The 25278-nt window shown below is 66.9% G+C and carries 28 protein-coding genes and 1 tRNA gene; 4 read left to right on the forward strand and 25 right to left on the reverse strand.

Translation table 11 applies throughout. The annotated features are described in order from the left end of the window. Positions 1 to 47: 47 nt before the first annotated feature. A complete protein-coding gene (locus AC5Y47_RS05425; protein ID WP_499942721.1) occupies positions 48 to 374 on the reverse strand; it encodes a hypothetical protein in 327 nt (108 codons plus the stop codon). Between the two features lie 131 nt (positions 375 to 505). Between AC5Y47_RS05425 and AC5Y47_RS05430 the strand changes: the two genes are divergently transcribed. Continuing rightward, entirely contained in the window at positions 506 to 820 is a 315-nt protein-coding gene (locus AC5Y47_RS05430; RefSeq protein ID WP_499942722.1) for a hypothetical protein, read from the forward strand. Positions 821 to 857: 37 nt separating this feature from the next. Here AC5Y47_RS05430 and AC5Y47_RS05435 read toward each other — a convergent pair whose 3' ends face one another. Next, a complete protein-coding gene (locus tag AC5Y47_RS05435; protein WP_499942724.1) occupies positions 858 to 1706 on the reverse strand; it encodes an SDR family oxidoreductase in 849 nt (282 codons plus the stop codon). A gap of 10 nt (positions 1707 to 1716) precedes the next feature. Further along, the gene (locus AC5Y47_RS05440; protein WP_499942727.1) at positions 1717 to 2919 is read right to left on the reverse strand and encodes an NADH:flavin oxidoreductase; all 1203 of its coding nucleotides are present in this window, start codon (positions 2917 to 2919) and stop codon (positions 1717 to 1719) included. Between the two features lie 36 nt (positions 2920 to 2955). Between AC5Y47_RS05440 and AC5Y47_RS05445 the strand changes: the two genes are divergently transcribed. Continuing rightward, positions 2956 to 3954, forward strand: a complete 999-nt coding sequence (locus tag AC5Y47_RS05445; RefSeq protein ID WP_499942885.1) for an NAD-dependent epimerase/dehydratase family protein — start codon at positions 2956 to 2958, stop codon at positions 3952 to 3954. Here AC5Y47_RS05445 and AC5Y47_RS05450 read toward each other — a convergent pair. Further along, a complete protein-coding gene (locus AC5Y47_RS05450; RefSeq protein WP_499942730.1) occupies positions 3904 to 4515 on the reverse strand; it encodes a TetR/AcrR family transcriptional regulator in 612 nt (203 codons plus the stop codon). The genes AC5Y47_RS05445 and AC5Y47_RS05450 overlap by 51 nt on opposite strands. 126 nt (positions 4516 to 4641) lie before the next feature. On the opposite strand from AC5Y47_RS05450, the gene AC5Y47_RS05455 reads away from it, so the two are divergent. Continuing rightward, a tRNA-Pro gene (locus AC5Y47_RS05455) sits at positions 4642 to 4718 on the forward strand. Between the two features lie 199 nt (positions 4719 to 4917). On the opposite strand, the gene AC5Y47_RS05460 is transcribed toward AC5Y47_RS05455, so the two are convergent. From AC5Y47_RS05460 to AC5Y47_RS05500, 9 genes are all read right to left on the reverse strand, one after another. Next, the gene (locus AC5Y47_RS05460) at positions 4918 to 5226 is read right to left on the reverse strand and encodes a helix-turn-helix domain-containing protein (RefSeq protein WP_499942733.1); all 309 of its coding nucleotides are present in this window, start codon (positions 5224 to 5226) and stop codon (positions 4918 to 4920) included. Next, entirely contained in the window at positions 5223 to 5420 is a 198-nt protein-coding gene (locus AC5Y47_RS05465; RefSeq protein ID WP_499942735.1) for a type II toxin-antitoxin system RelE/ParE family toxin, read from the reverse strand. The genes AC5Y47_RS05460 and AC5Y47_RS05465 overlap by 4 nt, the downstream gene beginning before the upstream one ends. 153 nt (positions 5421 to 5573) lie before the next feature. Then, positions 5574 to 7169, reverse strand: coding sequence for a PE family protein (locus AC5Y47_RS05470; RefSeq protein ID WP_499942888.1), 1596 nt, complete (start codon positions 7167 to 7169; stop codon positions 5574 to 5576). A 63-nt stretch (positions 7170 to 7232) separates the two neighbouring features. Continuing rightward, entirely contained in the window at positions 7233 to 8633 is a 1401-nt protein-coding gene (der, locus tag AC5Y47_RS05475) for a ribosome biogenesis GTPase Der (protein ID WP_499942737.1), read from the reverse strand. Beyond that, on the reverse strand, positions 8630 to 9310 hold the full coding sequence (gene cmk / locus AC5Y47_RS05480; RefSeq protein ID WP_499942739.1) for a (d)CMP kinase: 681 nt from the start codon (positions 9308 to 9310) through the stop codon (positions 8630 to 8632). The genes der and cmk overlap by 4 nt, the downstream gene beginning before the upstream one ends. Continuing rightward, positions 9307 to 10059 carry a pseudouridine synthase gene (locus tag AC5Y47_RS05485; protein WP_499942742.1) on the reverse strand — a complete coding sequence of 251 codons (753 nt, stop codon included), beginning with the start codon at positions 10057 to 10059 and terminating at the stop codon, positions 9307 to 9309. Before AC5Y47_RS05485 ends, cmk begins: the two co-directional genes overlap by 4 nt. Then, complete coding sequence (scpB, locus tag AC5Y47_RS05490; protein ID WP_499942746.1) at positions 10059 to 10748, reverse strand: SMC-Scp complex subunit ScpB; 690 nt, start codon at positions 10746 to 10748, stop codon at positions 10059 to 10061. The genes AC5Y47_RS05485 and scpB overlap by 1 nt, the downstream gene beginning before the upstream one ends. Beyond that, positions 10741 to 11541, reverse strand: coding sequence for a segregation/condensation protein A (locus AC5Y47_RS05495; RefSeq protein WP_499942751.1), 801 nt, complete (start codon positions 11539 to 11541; stop codon positions 10741 to 10743). The genes scpB and AC5Y47_RS05495 overlap by 8 nt, the downstream gene beginning before the upstream one ends. Continuing rightward, a complete protein-coding gene (locus AC5Y47_RS05500; protein ID WP_499942754.1) occupies positions 11538 to 12401 on the reverse strand; it encodes a ParA family protein in 864 nt (287 codons plus the stop codon). Before AC5Y47_RS05500 ends, AC5Y47_RS05495 begins: the two co-directional genes overlap by 4 nt. Positions 12402 to 12571: 170 nt before the next feature. Between AC5Y47_RS05500 and AC5Y47_RS05505 the strand changes: the two genes are divergently transcribed. After that, entirely contained in the window at positions 12572 to 13324 is a 753-nt protein-coding gene (locus AC5Y47_RS05505) for an O-methyltransferase (RefSeq protein ID WP_499942756.1), read from the forward strand. Between the two features lie 97 nt (positions 13325 to 13421). Here the strand turns inward: AC5Y47_RS05505 and xerD are convergent, their stop codons facing one another. From xerD to AC5Y47_RS05565, 12 genes are all read right to left on the reverse strand, one after another. Continuing rightward, a complete protein-coding gene (gene xerD, locus AC5Y47_RS05510) occupies positions 13422 to 14366 on the reverse strand; it encodes a site-specific tyrosine recombinase XerD (RefSeq protein WP_499942758.1) in 945 nt (314 codons plus the stop codon). Continuing rightward, complete coding sequence (locus tag AC5Y47_RS05515) at positions 14363 to 14986, reverse strand: NUDIX domain-containing protein (protein WP_499942760.1); 624 nt, start codon at positions 14984 to 14986, stop codon at positions 14363 to 14365. Before AC5Y47_RS05515 ends, xerD begins: the two co-directional genes overlap by 4 nt. Continuing rightward, positions 14979 to 16739, reverse strand: coding sequence for a CTP synthase (gene pyrG, locus AC5Y47_RS05520; protein ID WP_499942763.1), 1761 nt, complete (start codon positions 16737 to 16739; stop codon positions 14979 to 14981). The genes AC5Y47_RS05515 and pyrG overlap by 8 nt, the downstream gene beginning before the upstream one ends. A gap of 118 nt (positions 16740 to 16857) precedes the next feature. Then, entirely contained in the window at positions 16858 to 17802 is a 945-nt protein-coding gene (locus tag AC5Y47_RS05525) for a copper transporter (protein WP_499942766.1), read from the reverse strand. A 12-nt stretch (positions 17803 to 17814) separates the two neighbouring features. Then, a complete protein-coding gene (gene steA, locus AC5Y47_RS05530) occupies positions 17815 to 18996 on the reverse strand; it encodes a putative cytokinetic ring protein SteA (protein ID WP_499942769.1) in 1182 nt (393 codons plus the stop codon). Between the two features lie 251 nt (positions 18997 to 19247). Continuing rightward, positions 19248 to 20981, reverse strand: a complete 1734-nt coding sequence (recN, locus tag AC5Y47_RS05535; RefSeq protein WP_499942772.1) for a DNA repair protein RecN — start codon at positions 20979 to 20981, stop codon at positions 19248 to 19250. A gap of 3 nt (positions 20982 to 20984) precedes the next feature. After that, positions 20985 to 21908 (reverse strand): NAD kinase, encoded by a 924-nt coding sequence (locus AC5Y47_RS05540; RefSeq protein WP_499942775.1) that lies wholly within the window; start codon positions 21906 to 21908, stop codon positions 20985 to 20987. Next, a complete protein-coding gene (locus tag AC5Y47_RS05545) occupies positions 21905 to 22714 on the reverse strand; it encodes a TlyA family RNA methyltransferase (RefSeq protein ID WP_499942778.1) in 810 nt (269 codons plus the stop codon). Before AC5Y47_RS05545 ends, AC5Y47_RS05540 begins: the two co-directional genes overlap by 4 nt. An 8-nt stretch (positions 22715 to 22722) precedes the next feature. Continuing rightward, on the reverse strand, positions 22723 to 22899 hold the full coding sequence (locus AC5Y47_RS05550; RefSeq protein WP_499942782.1) for a hypothetical protein: 177 nt from the start codon (positions 22897 to 22899) through the stop codon (positions 22723 to 22725). A 24-nt stretch (positions 22900 to 22923) separates the two neighbouring features. Further along, a complete protein-coding gene (locus tag AC5Y47_RS05555; RefSeq protein ID WP_499942785.1) occupies positions 22924 to 23958 on the reverse strand; it encodes an HAD-IIA family hydrolase in 1035 nt (344 codons plus the stop codon). Then, positions 23927 to 24748: a tetratricopeptide repeat protein gene (locus tag AC5Y47_RS05560; RefSeq protein ID WP_499942789.1), complete on the reverse strand. Its 822-nt coding sequence runs from the start codon at positions 24746 to 24748 to the stop codon at positions 23927 to 23929. The genes AC5Y47_RS05555 and AC5Y47_RS05560 overlap by 32 nt, the downstream gene beginning before the upstream one ends. Positions 24749 to 24821: 73 nt before the next feature. Next, positions 24822 to 25172 carry a DUF732 domain-containing protein gene (locus AC5Y47_RS05565; protein WP_499942792.1) on the reverse strand — a complete coding sequence of 117 codons (351 nt, stop codon included), beginning with the start codon at positions 25170 to 25172 and terminating at the stop codon, positions 24822 to 24824. Between the last annotated feature and the right edge of the window lie 106 nt (positions 25173 to 25278).

Consider the following 25278-nt stretch of genomic DNA (forward strand, 5'->3'; position numbering starts at 1 on the left):
CGCTTGGCCTACGGGTTCGTCCGGTCGAGGATTTGACTAGATCGACGTCAGTCAAACACCGACCAAGAGGGTTCACCCTGGATGACCCGCACCAGGAATTCCAGAGCCTCCTCGGACTGTCTGTCGGAATCGTCCCCGTGGGCGAGGCGGCAGGATTGCGGGTCGATGGACACGATCCACACCCCCTCCAGGCCTGGCTCACGCTGGGAGATGGTCGGAGAGATCACATCGGCCGCGTACGCGAACGCTCCGGCTTCGGTCAGGCCGTCGCTGTAATCCAGGTAACTCTGGTCACGCAGCGTGACGACGTGGTAGTGCGGCATGGTGGCCAACTGATCGGAAAGCGTTTGCGGCCGGTTGTTTTCCGCACTCACAGCCTTGATCTAACACCGTTGGGCGCTCGGCTGCATCATGGGAAGCGCGCCCGAGCAATGGCGCGCAACCGTATTGCGTTCGGACTCAGATCGGTTCAGGGTTGATACAGTCCGCGCCGAAAGGGTTTCTGATGATGATGCGAATTCTCGGGGTTCCTGCCGTGTCGTTCGCCGTCGCCGCCCTGGTTTCGGTCAGCGCTCCGCCCGCGGCCGTAGCGGACACCTACTGTGGCAAGTCGAGCCGCGGGGCTTCGGTTTTCGCCGGCAACTCGGACACCTCGTGCGAATTCGCCATGAACACCGCCGAGACGTATCACGCGCATGGCAACGGCTCGAATCCGTTCGACGTGTACAGCCCGATCACCGGCCGCTCGTACTCGATGACGTGTACCGCCGCCGGGACGGTATGCCAGGGTGGCAACAACGCGCTGGTCTATCTGCGTTAGCACGACCCGTCCGGGTGACAGACGCGGATGGGCGAAGCTACCGCAGTCGTCCCCACCGCGCGAACCGCACCAGATACGGCACCAGCCGGGAAACCGGCACGCACCTCGGCCAGTCACCCGCGCGGAAATAGGCATCAGATCCGCCGTCGACGAAAATCACACTCCCACACAGGAAATCGGCCGCATCCGACAGCATGAAACATGCCCATTCGGCGAGTTGGGCGGGATCACCGAACCCGCCCACCGGGACGGGGAACGCTTGTACCGCTTTGGCCTGTTGCGGCGCCGCGAGCTGCTCTTGCAATAGCGGGGTCAGGATGGCCCCGGGTGCCAGCACGTTGAGCCTGATGCCGGCTCCGGCCCATTCCGGTCGCACCGCCTGCTGTCGAACCCATTGGGTGAGCGCCGTCTTCGACGCGGCGTAAACCATCGTCGGAGCACCCTTGCCGAGCCACCGCACCGAACGCACGGCCTTCTCAGTGTCGCGGGCCAATATTGACCGCACGGTTCGGCGCGGCACCGCTGGCGTGGTGGTGGTCGAATTGCTGCCGATCACAACCACTTTGGCGGGTGAGCCGCTGGCCAGCGCCGCTCGCCACTCGGTGAGCAGGTCCACGACGCCACAGAAGTTCACTTCGGCAATCTCGCGCAGCCTGCCGGGCGTCGGGCCGAGGCCGGCGGCCAGCACCGCGCCGTCGAGGGTGCCGTTGGCTGCGGTCAACACCGCCCGGGCGGCGTCTCTGCGGCCCTCGGACGTCGAAAGGTCGGCTACGACATCGGCGTTTCGGATATCGATGCCGATGACCGTGTGACCGCGCTCGCGCAGCAGTTGTGCGGCCGCATGGCCCATCCCTGATGCGGAGCCCGAGACCGCATAAGTTCCCATCTCGCGGACCTCAGGCGAGTACGGTCTCGGTCTCGCGCACCACGCAACGGGTGCCCGTATAAACCGTCGGCATGCATTTCATGCAGTGCACACAGGATCCCTGGACGGCCCGACCGCTCTGCAGACTGTTGATCAGACCCGGGTCGCGCAGCAGCGCCCGCCCCATCGCGACGAACTCGAAGCCCTCGTCGAGGGCGGATTCGACAGTGGCCAGCGCGTTGATGCCGCCGAGCAGGATCAACGGAATGTCCAGCGCTCGGCGGAATTGACGTGCCAGCGGCAGGAAGTAGGCCTCTTCGAAGGGATACTTGCGGAACAATCGGCGGCCGATGACGCGCAGGCCCAACCCGACCGCGGCGGGCTGTACGGCGATGAAATCCGCCATGGGCACGTCGCCGCGAAAGTAGTACATCGGGTTGAGCAGGGAGCTTCCCCCGGTCAGCTGCAGCGCGTCGAGATGCCCGTCAGCCTGCAGCAGCGCGGCGGTAGGCAGACTGTCGGTCAACCAGAACCCGTGCGGCACACCGTCGTCCATGTTGAACTTCGCTGTCACGGCTACCGAATCGCCGGTCACCGCGCGTACCCGCTCGGCGACCCGGCGCGCCAACTCGGCGCGCCGGTGCACGTCGCCGCCGAACTCGTCAGTGCGCTTGTTGAGGTTCGGGCTGAAGAACGACGACAACAGATAGCCGTGGCCCATATGGATCTCGACCGCGTCGAAACCGGCGTCGACGGCGTTGCGCGCCGCGGTACCGAACTCGTCGACGACAGCGGCGAGTTGCTGTCTGGTGGCGCCCTTCACCACTCCCATCGCAGGCGCGCTCAGGCGGGTGGTCGGCGCCAGGGAAGGGGTGCGATTGGAGCGCATGTTGGCAACCAAGCCCGCGTGGCCGATCTGTGCGCAGACCAGCGCACCCTCGGCGTGCACCGCGTCGGTGAGCCGCCGCAACTGCGGCACTGTTTCCTGGTTCAGCACGATGGTGTCGCGGTGTACCCGGCCGCCGGGTGAGATCGCACAGTAGGCGACAGTGGTCATCGCCGCTCCCCCGCGAGCGACCTCGGCATGGAACTCGATGAGCTCGTCGCTGACTTGACCGCGCGGCATGACACCCTCGAACGTGGCGGCCTTGATGAATCGGTTCTTCAACGTCAGCGGGCCCAGCCTGGCTGGGGTGAAGGGCGCGCCATGCGCTATTTTCGATGCCGTTGGCATCAAAATAGCATGCACGGCGGGTACCAGGAGGTCAACATGCATGTCGCGGTGACGGGCGGAACCGGTTACCTGGGCGCCCATACCGTACGGGCGTTGCTGCAAGCCGGCCACACCGTTCGGCTTCTGGTGACCATCGCCGAAGCCGGCGCCCCGGTGATCGGGCATTTGCGGGCGTTGGGAGAGCTGACGGTCATACCCGGGGACATCCGCGAACGCATCACGGTAGACCAGCTGCTCGACGGCGTGGAGGCGGTGATCCACGCGGCCGGGGTCGTCGGTACCGACAAGCGGCGCGAGGAGTTGATGTGGGCCGTCAACGCCTACGCCAGCGAAACCATCCTGAATCGGGCCGTCGCCCTCGAGCTCGACCCCGTGGTCCTGGTCAGCAGCTACAGCGCCCTGTTCCCGCCGCCGCCGGGACAGGTAATCGGTCCCGACACGCCGACCGCGCCCGGGCGCAGCCCCTATGCCCGCACGAAAGCCCACGCCGAGCGCGCCGCGCGGCAGTTGCAGAGCGACGGCGCACCGGTCGTCGTCACCTACCCCTCCAGCGTGGTGGGACCGGCGTTCTTCACCGCCGCCGGGGTCACCGAACGCGGCTGGGAACCGATCATTCGCGCCGGGGTGGCACCGCGCCTGCGCGGCGGCATGCAGATGGTCGACGTGCGTGACATCGCCGAGGTGCACGCCCGGCTGATGCGTCCCGGCCGCGGGCCCCACCGTTACATCTGCGGGGGCGAGCTGCTGACGTTCGACGAAATCATCGACGCGTTGGAGGAGGCCCGCGGATCCCGCATCCGGCGAGTTCCGGTCTCGCCGCGAGCCTTTCGGGGGGCCGGCCGGTTCGCGGACCTGATCGGAGGTGTGATTCCGCTCGGGGACGGCCTCAGTTACGAGGCCGCGCTGCTGCTGACCGCGGCCACACCGACCGACGACTCGAAAACGCTCGCCGATCTCGGCCTCAGCTGGCGCTCGCCGCGTGAGTCAATCATCGAGGCGTTCCGGCGGCGCGGCTTCGACACCGGCGATCAGTAGCTGCGCAATCCGGCGGCGCAGCGCGGCCGAATCGTCGCCGGCCGCCACCGTGGTCACGAAAAGCGCCGCACCCGCCGCCATCGTCAGCACAGCGCGGGCGTCGAGTTCCGCACGTTCCCGTTCGGCGGGTTCGGCGGCGTGCACATCCTCGACGAACAGCTCAACCGCCGGACCGCTGAAGTTCGCCCACAGCGCGCGTCGCAGCTCTTCGTCGTCGCGCAGCGCCAGCAGCAACCACGGCACCGCCGCGGCGACGTCGGAGCGACTGAACAAATCATGGCTACCCCGCACCACGTAGTCGATCCAGCCGCCGACATCGGTGCCCTCGAACGGCGCAAGGTCGGGTGTGACGCCCAGGATCGCGTCCAACACCAACGCCACCTTCGACGGCCACCTCCGGCTCAGACTGGCCCGACCGACACCGGCTCGCAGCGCCACCAGCCGCAGCGAGATGCCCTGCCAGCCGCTTTCGACCAACATCTCGCGGACAACGGCCAGGACCCGGTCGTCGATCGAGGCGTCACGAGGGCGGCCCGATCGAGGAGCACTGTCCTGGCTCATTGCACCATTCCAGCATCCGCATGCCGGCAGCGGTCATCGCGCCTCAACCGCCATGGCCCCGAAGAGACGAGACCCAACACTGAGGTATCGTTCACTCTCGTCTGTCGACGTGCCGAGGCAGGCTAGCGGGCTGTGGCGCAGTTTGGTAGCGCACTTGACTGGGGGTCAAGTGGTCGCAGGTTCAAATCCTGTCAGCCCGACCAGAGTCGAGGTTGCGCAGCAGCGTTGTTGAGTGCGGCGATGTCCTGGATGAGCAGGTCGTGATTGATCACCTGGCAGTAGAGCCGTCAGTGCGACCCTTGCAGGAAGTCAGACCGTGCCCGTCGGGCCCGACGCCGGTCGCTATCTAGCTTCATGAATGCGCTTTGCAGTGTTGCCACAGACCCCGCCCGGCCGGCGATATCAGAGGCTCAGCAAGACGCGAGACCCGTCTGGGCGCTTCACCGCAACTTCTAGCTCACCGCCGGTCGCCTCAACGTACTTGCGGAGTGTGTCGACCCGGCTGGTGCCCAGATTGCCGTGCTCCATTTGAGAAACGCGGTTCTGTCCGACACCGATTGCTGCCGCCAGGGAGGTCTGGGTGTAGCCGGCGTCTTCGCGCAGCTCGCGCAGACAGTACTGGGCAACCTCGCGATCCATCTCATCCTTGATTGCGTCGATGCGGGCACGGTTTCCCGGACGGCGACGTCGAAGATCATCAAGCGAGGTCATCGTTTCTTCCCCTTTCTTGTCTTCGGCTTGGCGGCTTTGGCCGCTTCAGCCTCCTTTATCAACTTCTGTTGGTGTTCGGTGAACAGTCGATCGGCGGTGGGGATGTTCGTCGCGTACCACTTCGTCCAATTTCCTGCCTTGTCTCCGGCGACCAGCATGATCGCCCGAGATTGGATGTCGAAGGCGAAGAGCACTCGTATCCCTCCCATTTCCGCACCATGGCACATTATCAGCTTTAACTGATATCAGCTAGAGATGATTCCCTTAGGCAGCGGGGGTCGCGCTGGGACCACCCAGGGACCACACGTCATGCGCGACGATGATGACGGCGATGCGGAATCGCAAGGTCAGAGACTGCTGAGGTCGCCAATGATGGACTGCGCCGCAGAAATCAGCACCAGAGCTTCGAATCCGGCCGCGATCGAGAACAACCCCACGTCAGCAGCGATCGGGTTGCCGATCGCGTTGATCAGGCCGACGGGATCGCCGGTCAGGGCTTGCGTGATCCCGTCGGCGAATAAACCGACGTTATATGCCGGTAAGGAGAGCAGCGCCGCCGTCGCGAAGTCGGCCGTGGGCAGCAGCACCGAATACCCGGTGGAAATGGCGCTGGCGACGGTGTTGACGGCATCGGCCGGTGCGGCCAGAATTCGCTCCACCACACCGAGCGACGGCTGCGGAAGCGCTTCCAGCGTGGCGACGAAATTGGCCGGTGTCAGGCTCGACGCGGTGACGCCGACCTCCCGCGCGAAGTCGCTGACTCCCTGCTGGGCGCCGGCCACCAGGGCGCCGGTTACCTCGACCGGATCAAGCGGCGGGAACAGCCCGAACGGGGTGTGCACGTTCGGAGGTCCCGTCGACCAACCCTGATGCGGACTGCCGTAGCCCAGGTTGACCAGCACCCGGACGTCCGGCTCGATCAAGCTCGTCAGCGCAGGACCCACGACCGGCACTGCGCGCAGCGGCTCCAGCAGGGGCAGCCGCGGATTGGGGATCATGTAGTAGTCGGTCGTGGTAGGCCCGACGGTGTCGGTCAACGGGATCGCCGTCGCGATCTGCGCGGGTGTGAGATCGGCGTAGGTGCCGTGCACGTAGTAGATGCCGGCTAGCGCGTTGAGGTCGGCAAGCAGGTTGATCGGATACTGCGGGAAGTCGGCGAATCCGTCGTATTCGATCGTGTAGATGTTCGTAGTGAAGCTGTTGGACGGTGTCGCCCCGTAAAACGTGAAACCCAAACTGGGCATGGACAGGCCAGGAAAACGGGCCAGCAGACCACCATTGGGATTCATCGGATTGCCCAGCAGCGTGAATACGATCGGCAGCGGACTCGGCGTGCCGCTGGGATTGAGCGCCATCATCTCCAGCGACGAGATAATCGAGCTCTGCGAAAACCCCAGCACCGCAACACTATTGCCCGCAGCAAGCTGCTGTTGGATCGCTCCGTCCAGGATTCTTACGCCTTCTGCCACCGACACGTTGGGGATCAGATCCCTGACGCCGGTGAGCGGATAGAACGCCTCGGGAGTGAACAACACCTGCGCGTTGGGCACGGTAAAGGCCGGAAAGTGCGGCGTGATGTATTTGGTCACAACGTCATTCAGGTAGCTGAACGACGGTATCGGGTTGCCGCTGCCGCCCATCACCAGCGTGACGTCGGTGGCCGCCGCGGCCGCGTTGCCCAGTTCGGCCTCTACATAGGCCCTCCCCGCCGCTGACAACGCCCGGGCGAATTCCTCCTGGAAGACGGCCGCCTGCCGCAGGACGGCCTGACCTTGCTGGCCATGTACGCCGAAGAACGCGGCGATGGCTTCCGACACTTCGTCGAGTGCGGCCGCCACCAGACCCGTGGTACGACCCGCGGCGCGTTCGACCACCGGCCCGATCTCCGCCAGGTCGGTGGCGGCGGCCGCCAACGTCTGCGGCACGGTGGTCACGTAGCTAATCGGGCATCCTCACACAAGTCGGTAGACCGCAGCCTAATTCGCCGCCGACGACCTGTCTCAGCTTTACCGGCGCTTCCCGCCGCGCTTCTCGCGCACCCGCACATTGATCCGGATCGGGCTGCCCTCGAACCCGAACGTCTCACGCAGCCGGCGCTCCAGGAACCGCCGGTAGCCGGCCTCCAGGAAGCCCGACGTGAAAAGTACGAACGTGGGTGGCCGTGCGGTGGCTTGGGTGGCGAACAGTATGCGCGGTTGCTTGCCGCCGCGCACCGGCGGCGGCGTGGCCGCAACGACTTCTTTGATCCAGCTGTTCAGCGGGCCGGTAGCAATTCTGGTGTCCCAGGACGCGAGCGCGGTCTCCATGGCCGGCACCAGCTTTTGCACCGCGCGGCCGGTCTTGGCGGAAATATTGACCCGCTGCGCCCAGCGCACCTGCACCAGCTCGCGGTCGATTTCGCGGTCAAGTAGATCCCGCCGGTCCTCGTCGACCAGGTCCCACTTGTTGTAGGCGAGCACCAGCGCCCGGCCGGCCTCGATCACCATCGACAACACCCGCAGATCCTGTTCGGTCAGCGGCTGCGACGCGTCGATCAGCACGATCACGACTTCGGCGGCGTCGATGGCCCCGTGGGTGCGCACCGAGGCGTAGAACTCGTGTCCGCTGGCCTGTCCGACCTTGCGGCGCAATCCGGCGGTGTCGACGAATTTCCAGATTTTGCCGCCGAGTTCGATCAGCGAGTCCACTGGGTCGACGGTGGTGCCCGCGACGTCGTGCACCACCGAGCGTTGATCACCGGCCAGCTTGTTGAGCAGGGAACTCTTGCCGACATTCGGTTTGCCCACCAGCGCGACCCGTCGCGGACCGCCGGTGCCCGCTTCCACTTCGGACACCTCGGGCAGCGCGGCTAGTACAGCGTCGAGCAGGTCGGCCACCCCGCGGCCATGCATCGCGCTGATCGCATGGGGTTCACCGAGCCCCAGCGACCACAGCTCGGCAGCGTCTGATTCGCCTCGATCGCTGTCAACCTTGTTGGCCGCCAGGAAGATTGGTTTGCCCGAGCGAACCAGGATGCGGGCGGCGGCTTCGTCGGCGGAGGTGGCGCCGACCGTGGCGTCGACCACCAGGATCACTGCGTCGGCGGTACGCATCGCCACCGACGCCTGTTCGGCGACCAGCTGCTGCAGGCCTTTGGCGTCGGGTTCCCATCCCCCGGTGTCCTGCACCACGAACCGCCGTCCGGTCCACAACGCGTCGTAGGACACCCGGTCCCGGGTGACGCCGGGCACGTCCTGAACGACCGCTTCGCGCCGGCCGATGATCCGGTTGACCAGTGTCGACTTGCCGACGTTGGGACGACCCACTACCGCCACGACGGGTGCCGGCCCGGCCTCGTCCAACTCGGACAGACCGAAATCGTCGACTTCCCAGTCACTTTCGTCCGCCCAGGTACCGTCCTCGGTCACCGCCGTGCCCCACTTCGCTGGATGACCAGTTCCCGCAGGTGGTCGATCACCTGCGCTTCGGTCATGTCACTGGTGTCGACGACGATCGCATCCGAAGCCGCGCGCAGCGGCGAGACCGCCCGCGTGGAGTCCAGATGGTCCCGGCGCTGCACGTCGGCCAGCACGGCCGGAAAGTCGTCGGCCAGACCCGCCTTGACGTTCTGGGCGTTGCGGCGCTCGGCGCGTGTCTCGGCAGAAGCGGTCAGAAAGATCTTGACCGCCGCATCGGGAAACACCACCGTGCCGATGTCGCGTCCCTCCACCACGATGGTCTCCGGACCTTCCGACATCTGCCGTTGCAACTCGACCAACCGGGTCCGCACAGCAGGCACCGCCGACACCGCGGACACCGCGCGGGTGACGTCGTCACCGCGAATCTGCACCGAAACATCCTCTCCGGCAAGCTCAAAACTGTTGGCGGACGGGTCGTATCCCACCGACAACTGCACCCCCGCGGCACATTCGGCGACTGCCTCAGCGTCGGAAGGATCGATACTCGCACGCAATACGGCCAAGGTCACTATCCGGTACATCGCACCGGTGTCGAGGAAGCGCGCATCCAGTTCGCGCGCCAATCCCCTTGCCACCGAAGACTTTCCCGTCCCCGCCGGCCCGTCGATCGCCACGACCCCGCTCACAAGCCGACCGCCTTGTACAGATTCCCGATCTCGTCGTGCCGCAACGCCCGCACCGAACCCGGACGCTGCTTACCCAGCGTCACCGCGCCGATGTCGGTGCGCACCAACGCCTCCACCGGAAACCCGACCGAGGCCAGCAGTCGGCGCACGATCCGGTTGCGGCCTTCGTGCAGCGTCACTCGTACCAACGTCTTGCCGGGTATCGAGTCGACGACCGCGAAATCGTCGACGCGCACCGGCCCGTCGTCCAGCTCGACGCCGGCGCGCAGCTGTTTGCCCAGGCCGCGGGGCACCGCGCCCGTCACCGTCGCGAGGTAGGTCTTGGGCACCTCGTGCGAGGGGTGCATCAACCGGTGCGCCAGTTCGCCGTCGTTGGTCAGCAGGATCAGTCCTTCGGTGTCCGCGTCCAGACGCCCCACGTGGAACAAGTTCTTGTTGCCCCGGACTTTCCGTTCGATCAGGTCGCCGATGCAGGGACGGCCGCGGTCGTCGGACATCGTCGAGTGCATTCCGCGCGGCTTGTTCAGCGCCAGATACACCAACGTTTCGTCGAGCACCACCCGCGCCCCGTCGACGCGGATCACCGATGCGTCCGGGTCGACCCGCGTGCCCAGTTCGGTCACCACCTGCCCGTCCACCTCGACGCGGCCGTCGAGAATCATCTTTTCCGCTGTCCGCCGTGACGCAATTCCGGCCTGGGACAACACTTTCTGCAAGCGGGTCCCCTGTGGTTCGTCGAATTCGACCATCAGTCGTGGTCCACGTCGAAGGTCAACGCCGGATCGGGCGCCTGGCTGCCACCGAGTTTGATGAAACGTGGCTCGCTGTCCAGGGATTCGGTGAGGTCGTCGATGGTGTCGACGTCGGGCAGCAGCGGCGCGATGTCCGGCAACTCTGTCAGGGACGTCAAACCCAAACGCTCCAGGAACAATTCGGTGGTGGCGAATGTGACCGCGCCGCTGTCCTCGTCGTTGCCGACCTCGGTGATCAACCCGCGGGCCAGCAACGTGCGCATCACGGCGTCCACATTGACACCACGCACCGCGCTGACCCGTGCGCGGGTCACCGGCTGGCGGTAGGCCACCACCGCCAGCGTCTCCAGCGCGGCCCGGGTCAGTTTGGTCCGCGCACCGTCGAGCAACAACTTCTCGACGTAGGGCGCGAACCGTGCCCGGGTGTAGAGTCGCCATCCCTCGCTGGTATTCCGCAGGTCAATGCCGCTGTCACGGGCGGCCAGCTCGTCGGCCATCTGCCCCAATTTCGTGGCGACCCGGTAAACCGGTTGCTCGGTAGCCGAAGCCAGCGCCTCGGCGGTAGCCGGAGTGTCCACCACCAGCAGCAGCGCCTCCAGCACCCGACCGAGTTCGTCGGGATCCAGCTCCGCGGCCTGCGCGATATCGGGGATGCCAGCGTCCAGATCGGGCGGCTGGTCAGTCATGGTCTCGCACTTCTAATAAGGATTCGCTGCTCGGTCGCTCCCCGGTCCACGAAACCTGGAGCACGCCAAGGGGCTCGGACTGGTCGAATGCTACCGCCCGGGACCGATACAGTTCGAGCAGCGCCAGGAAGCGCCCGACGATCTCGACCGGCACCGTGCAATCGGCGACCAGTTCGGAGAACGACGCCCACTGCCCGCTGCCCCGCCCTTCCAGCAGCGCCAGGATGTGGCGGGCCTGTTCGGGCACCGACACCGTCTGCACATGCAAGTGCCCGGTGGCCACCGTCGGAACCGGCCGGGGGGTGAACGCGATCGCCGCGATCTCGGCAAACCGGGCGGCGTCCACGCCCAGCATCACCTCCGGCAGCAGACCCTCGAAGCGCTCCTCCAGCGACACCGACCGCGGATAGCTGCGCAGCGCGGTAGCTTCCAGCTCGGCGAACATCTCGGCGACGTGCTTGAACGCGCGGTACTGCAGCAGCCGCGCGAACAGCAGGTCGCGCACTTCCAACAAAGCCAGGTCTTCCTCGTCGTCGACCTGTCCGGTGGGCAGCAGCCGGGCGGCCTTCAAATCCAGCAAAGTCGCGGCCACCACCAGGAACGCGGTGGTCTCCTCGAGGTCGAGCCGGGATCCGATCGCCTTGGTGTAGGCGATGAAATCGTCGGTGACCTGGTGCAGAGCCACCTCGGTGACGTCGAGCCGGTGCGCGAAGATGAGCTGCAACAGCAGGTCGAACGGCCCCTCGAAATTGGTCAGCCGGACCTGAAAACCGCTCTCGGGTGCGGCGTTCACACGCCGAATCGGTCGATGAACTCGCGCGCCAACGCCCGATACGCGACGGCGCCGCCGGACCGCGGAGCCCACGTGGTGATGGGTTCGCCGGCGACACTGGTCTCCGGGAAGCGCACGGTGCGGGTGATCACGGTGTCGAACACTAGATCACCGAACCGCTCCACGACGCGGGCCATCACCTCGCGGGAGTTCACGGTTCGCGGGTCGTATCGGGTGATCAGGATCCCGCTGATGTCCAGCTTCGGGTTGAGCCTGTCGCGCACCTTGTCCACGGTGTCGGTGAGCAGCGCCAACCCGCGCAGCGAGAAGAACTCGCACTCGGTCGGGATCACCACGCCCTCCGAGCACGCCAGCCCGTTGACCGTCAGCAGCCCCAGCGACGGCTGGCAGTCGATCAGCACGTAGTCGTATCGGTCCAGGACGGGGTACAACGCCCGCGCCAGCGTCTGCTCGCGCCCCACCTCGTTGACCAGCTGAATCTCCGCCGCGGACAGGTCGATGTTGCTGGGCACCAGATCGAGGTTCTTGACCCGGGTATTGATCAGCACGTTGTCGATCGACGTCCGCGGCTCGACCAGCAGGTTGTAGACGGTCTTGTCCAGCTCCCAGTGCGGCACACCCAGACCGGCGGACAGCGCGCCCTGCGGGTCCATGTCCACCAGCAGCACCCGTCGCCCGTACTCGGCCAACGCGGCACCCAGGTTGATCGTCGAGGTGGTCTTGCCGACGCCGCCCTTCTGGTTGCACATGGCGACGACCTTCGCCGGGCCGTGCGAGGAAAGCGGCTGAGGTTCGGGAATCGCCCGCGGCGGCCGGCCGGTGAGGCCGAGCTCCTGGCCGCTGGCGGGGTGGTCGGTCATGCCCGTGCGTGACTGGTGGTGACGGGCGTCTGCTTGGACATCGCAGGAAGTCTAACTGCTACTTCGGCCATGATCGGAGATCCCGGTCCGCGGGTTTCACGTCGTCGCGTCGGGTGCCTGCCTGTGCGTTCACCCAGCAAGACCGGGATTCCTCGGCTTAGGGTGTCGCTATGGATCTCAAGCGGCGAATTCCCCTACTGCGCTGGTCGGTCTGGCGGATGGCCACCGGGGTGCGCAATATCACCAAGACCGGTCAGATCGGCGACGGGCGCGAGGCGGCGGCAGTCGACTACGCGCTGAACAAATCCCGCGCGGGTGACATCGACGACGTGCTGGCCGCCATCGACAAGTTCGCCTACGAGAAGTCGATGTTGATGAACGTCGGGGACGAGAAAGGGGCGTTGCTGGACGCGGCGGTGCGGCGCGCGAACCCGGCGGTGGCCCTGGAGTTGGGCACCTATGTGGGTTACGGCGCGCTGCGCATCGCGCGGGCTGCTCCCGAGGCAAGGGTGTATTCGGTCGAGCTCGCCGAAGCCAATGCCGCGAACGCCCGCCGGGTCTGGGCGCACGCCGGCGTGGCCGATCGGGTGACGTGTGTGGTCGGCACGATCGGTGACGGTGGGCGCACTCTTGATGTGCTGGCTGCAGATCATGGATTCGCTTCTGGCGTATTGGATTTCCTGTTCCTCGATCACGACAAAGAGGCTTATCTGGCTGACCTGCACAGCATCCTGGATCGGGGTTGGCTGCATCCGGGCTCGATCGCTGTGGCCGACAACGTGCGGATACCGGGAGCGCCGAAGTACCGCGCGTACATGCGGGAACAGCAGGGCAAGACGTGGAACACCACGGAACATCAGACGCATTTGGAGTATCAGTCGATGATGGCCGACCTGGTGCTGGAGTCGGAGTACCTGGGCTGAGTTCCCCTCGCAGGCTGGGGTGAGTTCCCCTCGCGAGCAGACGCGAAAGCCCCATTTTCGCGTCGAAAATGGGGGCTTTTGCGTCTGCTCGCGCAGGCTAGGTGGCCCGCGGATGGGCTCCGGCCCACACCTCGCGCAGCGCGTGCACGGTGACCAACGTGTAGATCTGCGTCGTGGTCACCGACGCGTGGCCCAACAGCTCCTGGACCACGCGCACATCGGCGCCGCCCTCCAACAGGTGCGTGGCGAAGGAGTGCCGCAGCATGTGCGGCGACACACCCGAGGTGATACCGGCCCGGTCTGCGGCGTCCTGCAGCACCTGCCACGCGCTCTGCCGGGACAACCGGCCACCGCGGACATTGAGGAAGATGCCCGCAGTCCCACGGCCCCGTCGGGCCAGATCCGGGCGACCGCGCACCAGGTAGGCGTCCAGCGCGTGCACCGCCGGCCGCCCGATCGGCACCAGCCGCTGCTTACCACCCTTGCCGCGCAACAACACCGACCGGGCGTGGGTGTCGACGTCGTCGACGTCCAGGCCGACGGCTTCGGAAATCCGGGAGCCGGTGGAGTACAACAACTCCAGCAGCGCCCGGTTGCGCAACGTCAGCGGTCCGTCGGAGGCGTCCTCGCCGCCGGCGGCTTCCAGCAGCGCCAGCACCTGGTCGATGGTGAGGCTTTTGGGTAGCCGCCGCCCCGGCGTCGGCGGGCGCACCGCGCGCGCGACGTCCAGATCGGCCAGCCCTTCGGCGGCTGCGAAGCGGTGCAGTCCGCGCACCGCGATCAGCGCCCGCGCCGCCGACACCGCGGACAGCGCCGTAGCCCCGGAATCCGGATCACCGCGCCGCAACGCCACTAAGAACTCGCTGACGTCGTTCTCCCCGACCCGGGCCAGATCGTGAATTCCGCGCTCCTCCAGGTGTTTCGCGTAGCGACGCAGGTCGCGGCGATAGGAGCTGAGGGTGTTGGCGGCGACGCCGCGCTCGATGGTCAGATGGTCGAGGTAGCCCTGCAGCTGCCCGTCCAGCGTGAGTGCCGTCGTCACTGCGCGGCCTTGCGTTCGGCGAACGCCGTGGGTTTGTCGACCCACGGACTGTCCACCGGGCGCGGCTGGGCCAACCCCTCGGTCACCGCGTGCGTCGCCAGAATCCCGGCAATGGCAATGGAATTGACGATCTCACCGCTCAGTACCCGTTGGACCGCGTCGTCGAGGGCGTACCAGCGCATCGTCATGTCGGCTTCTTCGTCCTGCGCCTCGGGCCGTCCGATGTCACTGAGCCCGGTGGCCAGGTACACCCGCACCGATTCGTCGCTGTAGCCGGGGGCGGTGTTGACGTCGAGCAGCACCTGCCAGGTGGTGGCGTGCAGACCAACCTCTTCCTCGAGCTCACGTGCGGCGGTCAGGTGCGGCGGTTCGCCCGCGGCGTCGAGCAGTCCGGCGGGCAACTCCCAGATCCGGCGCCCGTAGGTGTGGCGGTACTGGTAGACCAGCGCGATCTCGTTGTCGTCGTTCATCGCGACGACGGCGACCGCGCCGTAATGTTCGAGCACTTCGCGCTTGGCGGTGTTGCCGCCCGGCATCCGCACTTCGTCGCGGCGTAGCGCGAAAATGGCTCCTTGATAAAGGGATTCGGACGATACCGTCTCGAAGTCGTGCTCAGCCACGGGTGACGGGTTCGGCTAGCGACTGCGCGATGCCACTCCGGTGCTCGTTGCCGTTGGGCCCGTGTTCGGGTATCTCCGGGATCTCCACGGGCAGCAGCTCACCGGCCTTGTAGTCGATGGCCGCCCTGACGAAGGCGACGAACAACGGGTGCGGGCGGGTGGGCCGGCTCTTCAATTCCGGGTGGGCCTGGGTGCCGACGATGAACGGGTGCTGGTCTGCCGGATACTCGACGAACTCCACCAGGTGCCCGTCGGGTGAGGTCCCGCTGAACCGCAGACCGCTTTCGGCGATCTTGTCCCGGTAAGCGTTGTTCACCTCGTAACGGTGCCGGTGCCGCTCGGACACCTCGGTGGTCTGGTATGCCTGCGCCACAATCGAATCCGCGTCCAGTACCGCGGGATAGGCGCCGAGCCGCATGGTGCCGCCGAGGTCGGCCTCACCGGCCACGATGTGCTCCTGGTCGGCCATCGTAGAAATCACCGGATCCGGTGTGTCCGGTTCGAATTCGGCCGAACTCGCCTCGGTCAGCCCCACCGAGCGGGCGGCTTCGATCACGATGCACTGCAGCCCGAGGCACAATCCGAACACCGGCAACCCGCGGGCCCGCGCATGCCGGATGGCCCCGATCTTGCCCTCGATGCCGCGGATGCCGAACCCGCCGGGAATCAGCACCCCGTGCACGTCGCCCAGAGCGTGCGCCGCACCACTGGGCGTCTCACAGTCATCGGAAGCCACCCAATGCATTTCGACCTTCGCGCGGTGCTTGAAGCCACCGGCGCGGAGCGCCTCGCTGACCGACAAGTAAGCGTCCGAGAGCTCGATGTACTTGCCTACCAACGCAATTCGCACCGTGTCGTGCGGTTCGTGCACGCGACGCAGCAGGTCGTCCCACTCGGTCCAGTCGACGTCACGGAACGGCAGGTTGAGTCGACGCACCACGAACGCGTCGAGTTCCTCGCGGTGCAACACCTTGGGGATGTCGTAGATGGACGGCGCGTCCGGGGTGGAGATGACACCGTCGATGTCGACGTCACACATCAGCGCGATCTTATTCTTCAGCGCCTCGGGAACGACGCGGTCGCAGCGCAGGATCAACGCGTCCGGGCTGATACCGATGCTGCGCAGGGCGGCCACCGAGTGCTGGGTCGGTTTGGTCTTGAGTTCGCCCGACGGAGCCAGATAAGGCACCAGCGACACGTGCAGGAAGAAAACGTCCTCGCGGCCCAGGTAGTGGCGGACCTGACGGGCCGCCTCCAGGAACGGCTGGGATTCGATGTCGCCGACCGTGCCGCCGATCTCGGTGATCACCACGTCCGGGCGGTTGCCGTCGGCGTCCGGTTCGGCCATTGCCAGGATGCGACGTTTGATCTCGTCGGTGATGTGCGGAATCACCTGGACGGTGTCGCCGAGGTATTCGCCACGGCGTTCTTTGGCGATTACCGTCGAATACACCTGCCCCGTAGTGACATTCGCCGACCCGGACAGGTCGCGATCCAGGAAACGCTCGTAGTGCCCGACGTCGAGATCGGTCTCCGCGCCGTCTTCGGTGACGAACACCTCACCGTGCTGGAACGGGTTCATGGTGCCGGGGTCGACATTGAGATACGGGTCCAGCTTTTGCATCGTGACGTAGAGTCCGCGCGCGGTCAGCAACTGACCCAGGCTGCTGGCGGTCAGACCTTTGCCCAACGACGAGGCGACCCCACCGCTGACGAAGAGGTGCTTGGTGGCAGTCTGCGGATGCTTGCGCAACTGGGCGACCTCCGTGAAGACGGGCAGGGCATTGGTGCAGGAAAAACAACGAGCTGGGCCTGCCGACCCACGGAAACCCACCCTAACATCCACCGCGTCACGCCGCGGGGAACACGCCCTACTGGGGAACGGTGACCGACGCGGCCCCGTGTCCGGTGCCGTAGTGGGCGGGACGGGCACCGCCGAGCAGGTCGTGCAGGGCGAGGATCGCGGTGATCCGCCCGGACTCGGCGTTGACGTCGTCGACCGTGCTGATCGCCCCGGCCATCGCGGCGTCGGCGCGTGCCACCGCCACCGCGGCGCTGCCACCGGCCGAACCGTCGCGACCGGCGAGCACCGTGCCCGAGCCATGCGGGGCCAGGGCAGCCGCGAATCGCGCCACCGTGGCTCCTTGATTGCCGGCATCGGCGGGCAGTCCCCCGCCGGTCACGACGATCGCGGCGTTTGCCACATCGACGTGCTGACTGGGCTGGTAGGTGATGAACCCGGTTTCCCGCAGGGCGGCCAGGACGGTGTCGCGCTGGGTGTCGTCGACCGGCGGCGCGTCGGGTTTGGCTGCGGTCAGCAGCGCAATGCCGAGCAGGTCACCGGCCTGGGAACCCTGGTCGACGAGTTTGGTGCTGAGTTGCGTCCCGGCCGGCAGGACGGCCGAGTTGACCACCGAGCGCAGCTTCTCCCCCGAGTTGGCTTCGACGAACTCCTGTGTCAGCGACACCGTTCCGGTGACCGAACCACCGGCCTGTCCCACGATCTTCGATATCGCCGCAACGTCGTCGTCCTTGGCGTCGGGGGTGCGGAAGAGCACCACTGTCTTGCCGGTCAACGCGTCATGCACGATGCGGCCGAGCACCTGGGCATTGAAACTGTTTGCGGCGCTGAGCTTTTCGTTCAGCGCATTGCGCTGGTCGTTGAGTCCGTTGACTTGGGCGGCGAGGTCGCGCTTCTCGTTACGCAGGCTGGACAGCACCGTGTCGGAGAAGAAGCCGGAGCCCAGCACCACTCCGATGGCCAGCGCCAGGAAGACCGCGGCCAGTGAGATTGCATGTTGGCGTAACGAGATCATGATGGTTCCGATCTAGGAGATCAATTGCTGGATCCAGAGGGTGAATTGGTTCCAGTAGTCGACGACCCAGTGCAGCACCACGCCGTCGGTGCGGGACACCCACAGCACCACGATGATGGCGATCAGCATGGTCAGCGCCAACAGCGCGATGGCACCGCCGGAGATGTGGTTGCGGTACAGGGTGGCGACCGCTCTGGCGTCCACCAGCTTCTCGCCGACCCGAAGCCGGGTCAGGAACGTCGAGGGGTTGCTCTGCGAGCGGGTGCGGTCGAAGAACGTCTCGATGTTGGCGGTGTGGCCCGCGGTGACCAGCAGCGCCGCCCCGTGGTGGTCGGCCAACAGCAGCGCGAGATCGGTTGCCGAACCGGCCGCGGGGAAAGTCATGGCCCCCACCCCCAGGTCCTGGATGCGTTCCAGGCCGGGCGCGTGCCCGTCAGCGTCGGCGGGCAACACCACCTGCGCGCCGCACTTGAGGACCTCGGTGCTGATCTGGTCGGGATCGCCGACGATGAGCTGGGGGCGATAGCCCGCCTTGCGTAGCACGTCGGCACCCTGTCCGACGCCGACGAGCACCGGTTGGTACTCCTTGATGAACGGCTTGAGCGACTTCAGGTCCTCGGCGGCGCTGTCCTCCTCCGAGACGATCACCACGTGCCGGCGGCGCATGTCGACGTCGATGTCGGGAATGCCGATGCCGTCGATCAGCAGCGGGCTTTCGCTGCGGATGAACTCAATCGTGTTGCCTGCGAACGCTTCCAGGTGTGCGGCCAACCCACTCTTGGCCTCGCGCATCAGGTCGGCGATGTCGTGGTCGGTGCGCTCGGTGCCGCGGATCAGCCGTCGGTCCCCGGAGTACACCCCGCCTTCGTGCAGTCGGATCTTGGAGCCGTCCTTGACCTTCTTGAAGATCTCCGGCCCGGTCTCGTCGATCAGGGTGACGCCGTTGTTCACCAACACCTCGGGGCCGAGGTTGGGGTAGCGGCCCGAGACCGACGGGGAGGCGTTGACGACGGCGGCGATGTCAGCTTCGACCAATGCGTCGGCGGTGATGCGGTCCAGGTCGAGGATGTCGAGGACGACGATGTCGCCCGGGCACACGCGGCGCAGGAGTCGGTCGATGTTCCGGTCCACACGTGCGGTGCCGATCAGGCCGGGGCGGTCACTGTTGCGAGATAGCAGCGCTGACATCTTCATGGGGGCTGATTCTGTCCGCGTCGGCCGCCGCAGGTGGGGAGGCGCGCCGTAACATCTGCCTCATAAGTTTAAAACTGTCACATCTGTAACAGGTGCGTTGCGGTCCGGCATCAGCGGTTTGGGCACACCGATGTATGGCCGCCGCATTGCTGGCGCCTTCGAGCGCGAAAGTCCTCATATGTACGCCAAAACCAGCATTCTGCGTACATATGGGGCCGCTCGCTGCCGCACCTCCGGCGTGCCGAGGAGTCCTAGAGCTCCTGCTGCGCGGTGTCGAGCAGCTCGCGGGCATGAGCCCGACCACTGTCGGACTCCCCCAGCCCGGCCAGCATCCGCGCCAGCTCCGCCACCCGGTCGTCGCTGTCCAGCCGGCGAACCCCGCTGGCACCCTTGGGTCCTTGGCTGTGCACCACCAGATGGACGTCGGCGTACGCCGCAACCTGGGGTAGATGCGTCACGACGATGACCTGATGGGTTCGGGCCAGCCGGGCCAGCCGCCGGCCGATCTGTACCGCCGCCCAACCGCCTACCCCGGCGTCGACTTCGTCGAACACCATCGTCGTGCCGGTCGCCGACCCGGCCAACACAACCTCCAGCGCCAGCATCACCCGCGACAGCTCGCCCCCCGAAGCGCTCTTGGCCAGTGGCAGCACCGACATGCCGCGGTGTGCGGCAAAGCCGAACTCGACCACGTCGACGCCGTCGACGCCGGCCCGCACCGTCTCACCTGAAGGCAGTACCAGCGGATCGTGGGATTCGGTCAGGTCGGCGGTCACGTCGATACTGAATTCCGCGTCGGCCATCGCCAGCGCCGAAAGCTCGGCGGTGACCTCCTTGGCGAGTTTTTTTGCTGCCTTGTGCCGACTCTTGCTGAGATCCGTTGCCACCTGGGCCAATTGGTGGCCGAGTTCGTCGGCACGCCGCTCCAGCGCGGCCAGACCCTCTTCGGAGACGTCGAGCTGGGCCAACCGTTCGCGGGACTCCTGCGCCCACCGCAACACCCCGTCGATGTCGGGCGCGTACTTGCGGGTCAAAGTTCGCAGCTGAGCCTGGCGGGCCAGCTTGGCCTCCAGCGCGCTGGCGTCGACGGGTAACCCGTCCAGGTAGTCGCCGAGCTCGCCCACAGCATCGACGATCACCGTCAGGGCACCGGAAATCTGTTCGGCCAGCGTCCGCAGCCGGGCATCGCCGGTCGATTCCAGCGCCGACCGCGCCCGCCCCAGCGCCTCTGCGGCGCCGAATCCGTCCTCCGACGAGCTCGACAGCGATTCGCGGGCAACCGCCGCAGCCTCGCGCAACGTGTCCAGTTCGGACAGTCGGACGATATCGGCGACCAGTGCCTCGTCCTCCCCCGGCAGCGGGTCGACGGCATCGATCTCGGTCAGCGCGAACTTCAACCGGTCGGCTTCCTGGACGAGTTCGCGGGCGCGATCGCGGCGGTCGGCCAGATCGCGCCGGGCCGTCAACCAGGCGTCGCGCAACTTGCGGTAGCGCTCCAGCGCGGGCCCGACGGCCGCGAACCGGTCCAGCGCACCACGTTGTTCGTCGGGACGCATCAGCCGCAGCTGGTCGTTCTGCCCGTGCAGCGCCAGCAGCTGAGTGGTGAACCCGCTCAACGACTTTGCCGGCACGCTGCGGCCGCCGAGGTAGGCGCGCGACGGCCCGTCCCGATTGACTGTGCGCAACGCGATCACGCTGCCGTCTTCGTCACGCTCGGCACCGGATGCATCCAGGATGGCGTCCAGATCCGCGGTCATCGCGTCGGCGACATCGCTTGTGCTGAAACGGCCTTCGACGACGGCGCGGTCGGCCCCGGACCGGACCCGGGCCGGATCGGCGCGCCCGCCGCCCAGCAGATGCAACCCGGTGACCACCATGGTCTTGCCGGTGCCGGTCTCGCCGGTCAGTACCGTCAAGCCGCTGCCGAACTCGGCGGTCGCGACGCTGATGGCGCCCAGCGACTCGATTCTGATCTCGGTGAGCACCAGTTACTGCCCGCGCCAACCTGTTACGGGCAACCGGAACTTGGTCACCAACCGGTCGGTGAACGGCGCGCTGTCCAGCCGCGCCCACTTCACCGGTGTGACAGCGCGACTCACCTCCAACCGACTGCCGGCCGGCACCAGCATCTCCCGGCGTCCGTCGCAGAACACCAGCGCATCGTGACCGTCGGCCTCGACTTCGATCGCAATGACTGCATCCGGGCTGGTGACCATCGGGCGCCCGAACAACGCGTGAGCGTTGTTGGGCACCACCAGGATTGCTTCCAGATCGGGCCACAACACCGGTCCGCCCGCGGAGAACGCGTACGCGGTGGATCCGGTGGGAGTGGCCACCAGCACCCCGTCGCAGCCGAACGTCGATACCGGCCGACCGTCGATCTCCACCACTACGCCCAGCACCCCCAGCCGGGGACCCTTCTCCAGACTGGCTTCGTTGAGTGCCCAGCCCTGGTCGATCACATCGCCGCCTTGGCGCACAACCACATCCAGCGTCAGACGGTCCTCCACCCGGTAGCTTCTGGCGCAGATGTGATTGAGCACGACGTCGATGGCTTCGGCCTCGGCTTCGGCCAAAAATCCGATGCGGCCCAGGTTGACGCCCAGCACCGGGATGCCGGCGTTGCGCGCCAACTCGGCCGCGCGCAGGAACGTACCGTCGCCGCCCAGCACGAGGACCAGTTCACAGCCGTCCGCGGCCCGAGGGTCGGCATCGATGACCTCGATATCGCTGCCCACGGCCCGCATGTCACCGGGAGCCAACCGCAGCGATCCGCGGTCGACCGCTTCGGCCGACAGCGCACGCAGTTCAATGCCGTTGTCGTTCAATATCTTTTCCACGCGCCGGGCGGTTTCGGTCGCTTCGTCACGGCCGGTGTGGACGACCAGCAGCACGGTCCGTTGCGATGTCACTGCGGCCCCTCCCTGACAGCACGCTGCACCGCAGCCGTCAACTCCTCGCCAGCCAGCCCGCGACCGGGTTCGGCACGCAGCCACAGGAAATACTCGACGTTGCCCGACGGCCCCGGCAACGGACTGGCGGTCACGCCCACCGCGGGCCAGCCGAACTCCGCGGCCCGGCGCGCCACCGTCAGCACCGCATTCGTGCGCAACTGCGGGTCCTGGACGACCCCGCCGGGTCCCACCTGGCCCTTGCCCACCTCGAATTGCGGCTTCACCATGGGAACGATATCCGCGCCGGGCGAAGCGCAACCAACCAGCGCGGGCAACACCGTCGCCAACGAGATAAACGACAGGTCAGCCACCACCAGGCCGACGGGACCGCCGATCGCCGTGGGAGTCAGGTCCCGGACGTTGGTTCGCTCGACCACCATCACCCGCGGATCGCTGCGCAGTGACCAGGCCAGCTGGCCGTACCCGACGTCGGCGGCGACGACCTCGGCGGCGCCCCGGTCCAGGAGGACCTCGGTGAATCCGCCGGTCGATGCGCCCGCGTCCAGACAGCGGCGGCCCTCGACGGGAATCGCGAAGGCGTCCAGGGCCCCGATCAGTTTGTGCGCGCCGCGCGACACCCAGGTGCGTCCGCCGTCGTCGGCCACGGTCAGCGCCGCAGTGACAGACACCGCCGTGGCCGGCTTGACCGCCGGCAGGCCATCGATACGCACCTTCCCGGCGCCGATCAACTCCGCGGCCTGCTGCCGGGAGCGTGCCAGACCACGCCGGACCAGCTCGGCGTCGACGCGGGCACGCCGTGGCACGCGAGCACTCAGCCCTTCTCCGCCGACTCCAGCGCCCGCATCAGCACGTCGTGCGCCTCGGACAGGCGGCGGGCGATGTCTTCGAGCTCTTCGAGCGACGGCCCGGCTCCGGCGTTGTCCGGGTCGGGCAGCTGGGCGAGCAGTTCTTCGATTTCGGCGCGAATCTGGTCAGGATCGATAGTCATTGCGCTCCCTACGCTAGTCACCGGCTAGTCGGTGGGCATCAGCGACCACTTCTGCAGGGCGTCGCGGGCCTGCTCGTCGCCGGCCTCGATGCGCGGCACCTCGTCCAGATCCCAGACGGCCGCGGCCAGTGCGCGCACGATGGCCAGGCCGTCGCCTTGGTCGTCTCCGGTCGCGGTGACCGTTACCGTCTGGTCCCGGCTCTCGACCCGCCAACACGGCTGCGGGCCGACCTTGAGCTGATCGGATTCCAGCAGCAAGGACCGCAAGTCCTGGCCGATGTAGGTAGGCCGCTGATCGGGTTCGGCGTAGACCGCGTCGCGCGCGGAGTTCACCCCGGTGAGCACCATCAGGCTGGGCAAGTCGGCGGCGTTGGCGCCTTCGATGTCGGTGTCCAACCGGTCTCCGACCACCAGTGGGGCGCGGAAGTCACCGCGGCCCACCGCATCTTTCATCAGTTGCGGACCCGGCTTGCCGGCCACCTGCGGGTCCTCGTCGGTGGCCGCTCGCAGCGCGGCGACCAGAGATCCGTTGCCGGGCAACAGACCCCGCTCGGTGGGCAGTGTCTTGTCGACGTTGGCCGCAACCCACAACGCACCGGCCCGGATCGCCAGCGTTGCTTCCGCGAGGTCGGACCAGTTGAGGGTTTTGGACAAACCTTGCACGACGGCGTCGGGTCCGTCATCGAAGCACCGGACCGGACGCAAGCCGACCGCGGAGATCTCGTCGGCCAGTGCGTCGGTGCCGACGACCAGCACCTTGGAATCCGGATCCAACTGTGCGGCAAGCAGATTGGCCGCGCTCTGCGCGCTGGTGACCACATCCTGGCTGTCGGCATCGAACCCGAGCTCACGCAGGTGCGCGGCGACCTCGCCGGCGCTGCGGGAGGCATTGTTGGTGACGAAGAGCTTGCGGCTGTCGATTTCCTCCAACGATTCCACCGCCCCCGCAGTGGGCTCTTGGCCGCGGAAGACGGTGCCGTCCAGGTCCAATAGCAAGCAATCGTATTGCTGTGCAATGTTTTTGGTGTCAGCCAAGTTCGCTGACCCGGTCTTCGGCATCGGTGACGCCCTCGATGTCGGCGGCCGCCGACCGCAAAAACCATTGCAGGGCGTCCTCATCGCGTCCGAGCGCCAGCAACGTTTCGGCGTAGGCGTAGAACAACCGTGCCGCCGTCGAACCGGTGCGCGCCGGGTCCAGCTGCGGGGTGGACAGCACCGTCAGCGCCTGCTCGAGCTGCCCGAGGTCGGCGCGGGCTCCGGCGGCCACGATGCGCAACTCGTCCGCGTCGTCACCGGTGAGCTGGGCCGCCTCGGGCCCGCGCGCCAGGTCGATGGCCCGCTGCGGGCGACCGAGGCCGCGTTCGCAGTCGGCGATGAGCGCCAGCAGCGCGGACTTGCTGCCCATCCTGCGGGCGGCACGGAACTCGGCCAGCGCCTGCGCCCAGTCACCGCAGTGATACGCGGCGATGCCGACCGCCTCACGGACCGCGGCGATCCGGCTGGCCCGGGCGCGGGCCGCACGGGCGTGGCCCAGCGCGGATTGCGGGTCGTCGTCGAGCAGTCCTCCGGCGGCGACCAGGTGCCTCGCGACGGCGTCCGCGGTGGCTCGGTCCAGGGTGCTCAGTTCACGCCGGACGTCGGGCGCCAGTTGTCGGGCGTCGATGTCCGCCGGGATCGGGGGTCCGTCCTGAGCGGGACGATCGACGTCGGGCCTGGGTTGCGCGGGACGGGCTCGTCCGGGACCCGACCAGGACCCGTTTCGCTCGCGACGCGGATCGCGCCGACGTGAATCACCCGACGGAGGTCTCGGACGCCGCGCGCCGTCGCGCCCCTGCCTGTCGTCGACCACGCGCTAGAGGTTACGGGCACCCGGGACAGAGACACAATTTGCGAGTTCGGCGGCACCACAACCCGGCATGGGGTCAGGCCTGCAACTTGTTCGGGAACAACGGCGAGAGCAACGACGGACAATAGGTGGCGATCGCGACGATGGTGAATCCTGCGGCCCGCTCGCGCGACATGTCGTTGAGTTCCGCAATTTCGGCGACGACGGCCTCGAACGTGCCGCCGGGCGCAAGTACCTTCGGGCACACCGATCGGCCCATCGCGACCGCGGTTGCGGGCTGGCTGTAGGCGATACCGGCGTTGGTCAACGCACTGAGGAATGCGTTGCCCAACATGTCTGCGTGGATCGGGGCAGCCACGCCGGCCGAGACGCTGAATACACCGGCGGTCAACGCCAAAACCCTGAGCGCGATCCCGGGTGTGGTCATCGTGACAACAGTGCGCAACCATGGTCACGTCCGCGACACAGTGGGGTAAAGATTTGCGCACTACCGCGTTTCGGACCGTCGCCGCGATACGCCGCCGTGGTGGCGC

It is taken from the genome of Mycobacterium sp. NGS22, assembly GCF_059813095.1.

What these genes read in the sequence shown, in the direction of transcription:
- AC5Y47_RS05430 (WP_499942722.1), top strand. Translation starts at nt 506, where the DNA reads ATGATGATGCGAATTCTCGGGGTTCCTGCCGTGTCGTTCGCCGTCGCC.
- AC5Y47_RS05435 (WP_499942724.1), bottom strand. Translation starts at nt 1,706, where the DNA reads ATGGGAACTTATGCGGTCTCGGGCTCCGCATCAGGGATGGGCCATGCG.
- AC5Y47_RS05440 (WP_499942727.1), bottom strand. Translation starts at nt 2,919, where the DNA reads ATGCCAACGGCATCGAAAATAGCGCATGGCGCGCCCTTCACCCCAGCC.
- AC5Y47_RS05445 (WP_499942885.1), top strand. Translation starts at nt 2,956, where the DNA reads ATGCATGTCGCGGTGACGGGCGGAACCGGTTACCTGGGCGCCCATACC.
- AC5Y47_RS05450 (WP_499942730.1), bottom strand. Translation starts at nt 4,515, where the DNA reads ATGAGCCAGGACAGTGCTCCTCGATCGGGCCGCCCTCGTGACGCCTCG.
- AC5Y47_RS05460 (WP_499942733.1), bottom strand. Translation starts at nt 5,226, where the DNA reads ATGACCTCGCTTGATGATCTTCGACGTCGCCGTCCGGGAAACCGTGCC.
- AC5Y47_RS05485 (WP_499942742.1), bottom strand. Translation starts at nt 10,059, where the DNA reads ATGGTCGAATTCGACGAACCACAGGGGACCCGCTTGCAGAAAGTGTTG.
- scpB (WP_499942746.1), bottom strand. Translation starts at nt 10,748, where the DNA reads ATGACTGACCAGCCGCCCGATCTGGACGCTGGCATCCCCGATATCGCG.
- AC5Y47_RS05500 (WP_499942754.1), bottom strand. Translation starts at nt 12,401, where the DNA reads ATGACCGACCACCCCGCCAGCGGCCAGGAGCTCGGCCTCACCGGCCGG.
- AC5Y47_RS05505 (WP_499942756.1), top strand. Translation starts at nt 12,572, where the DNA reads ATGGATCTCAAGCGGCGAATTCCCCTACTGCGCTGGTCGGTCTGGCGG.
- AC5Y47_RS05525 (WP_499942766.1), bottom strand. Translation starts at nt 17,802, where the DNA reads ATGATCTCGTTACGCCAACATGCAATCTCACTGGCCGCGGTCTTCCTG.
- steA (WP_499942769.1), bottom strand. Translation starts at nt 18,996, where the DNA reads ATGAAGATGTCAGCGCTGCTATCTCGCAACAGTGACCGCCCCGGCCTG.
- AC5Y47_RS05550 (WP_499942782.1), bottom strand. Translation starts at nt 22,899, where the DNA reads ATGACTATCGATCCTGACCAGATTCGCGCCGAAATCGAAGAACTGCTC.
- AC5Y47_RS05555 (WP_499942785.1), bottom strand. Translation starts at nt 23,958, where the DNA reads ATGCCGAAGACCGGGTCAGCGAACTTGGCTGACACCAAAAACATTGCA.
- AC5Y47_RS05565 (WP_499942792.1), bottom strand. Translation starts at nt 25,172, where the DNA reads ATGACCACACCCGGGATCGCGCTCAGGGTTTTGGCGTTGACCGCCGGT.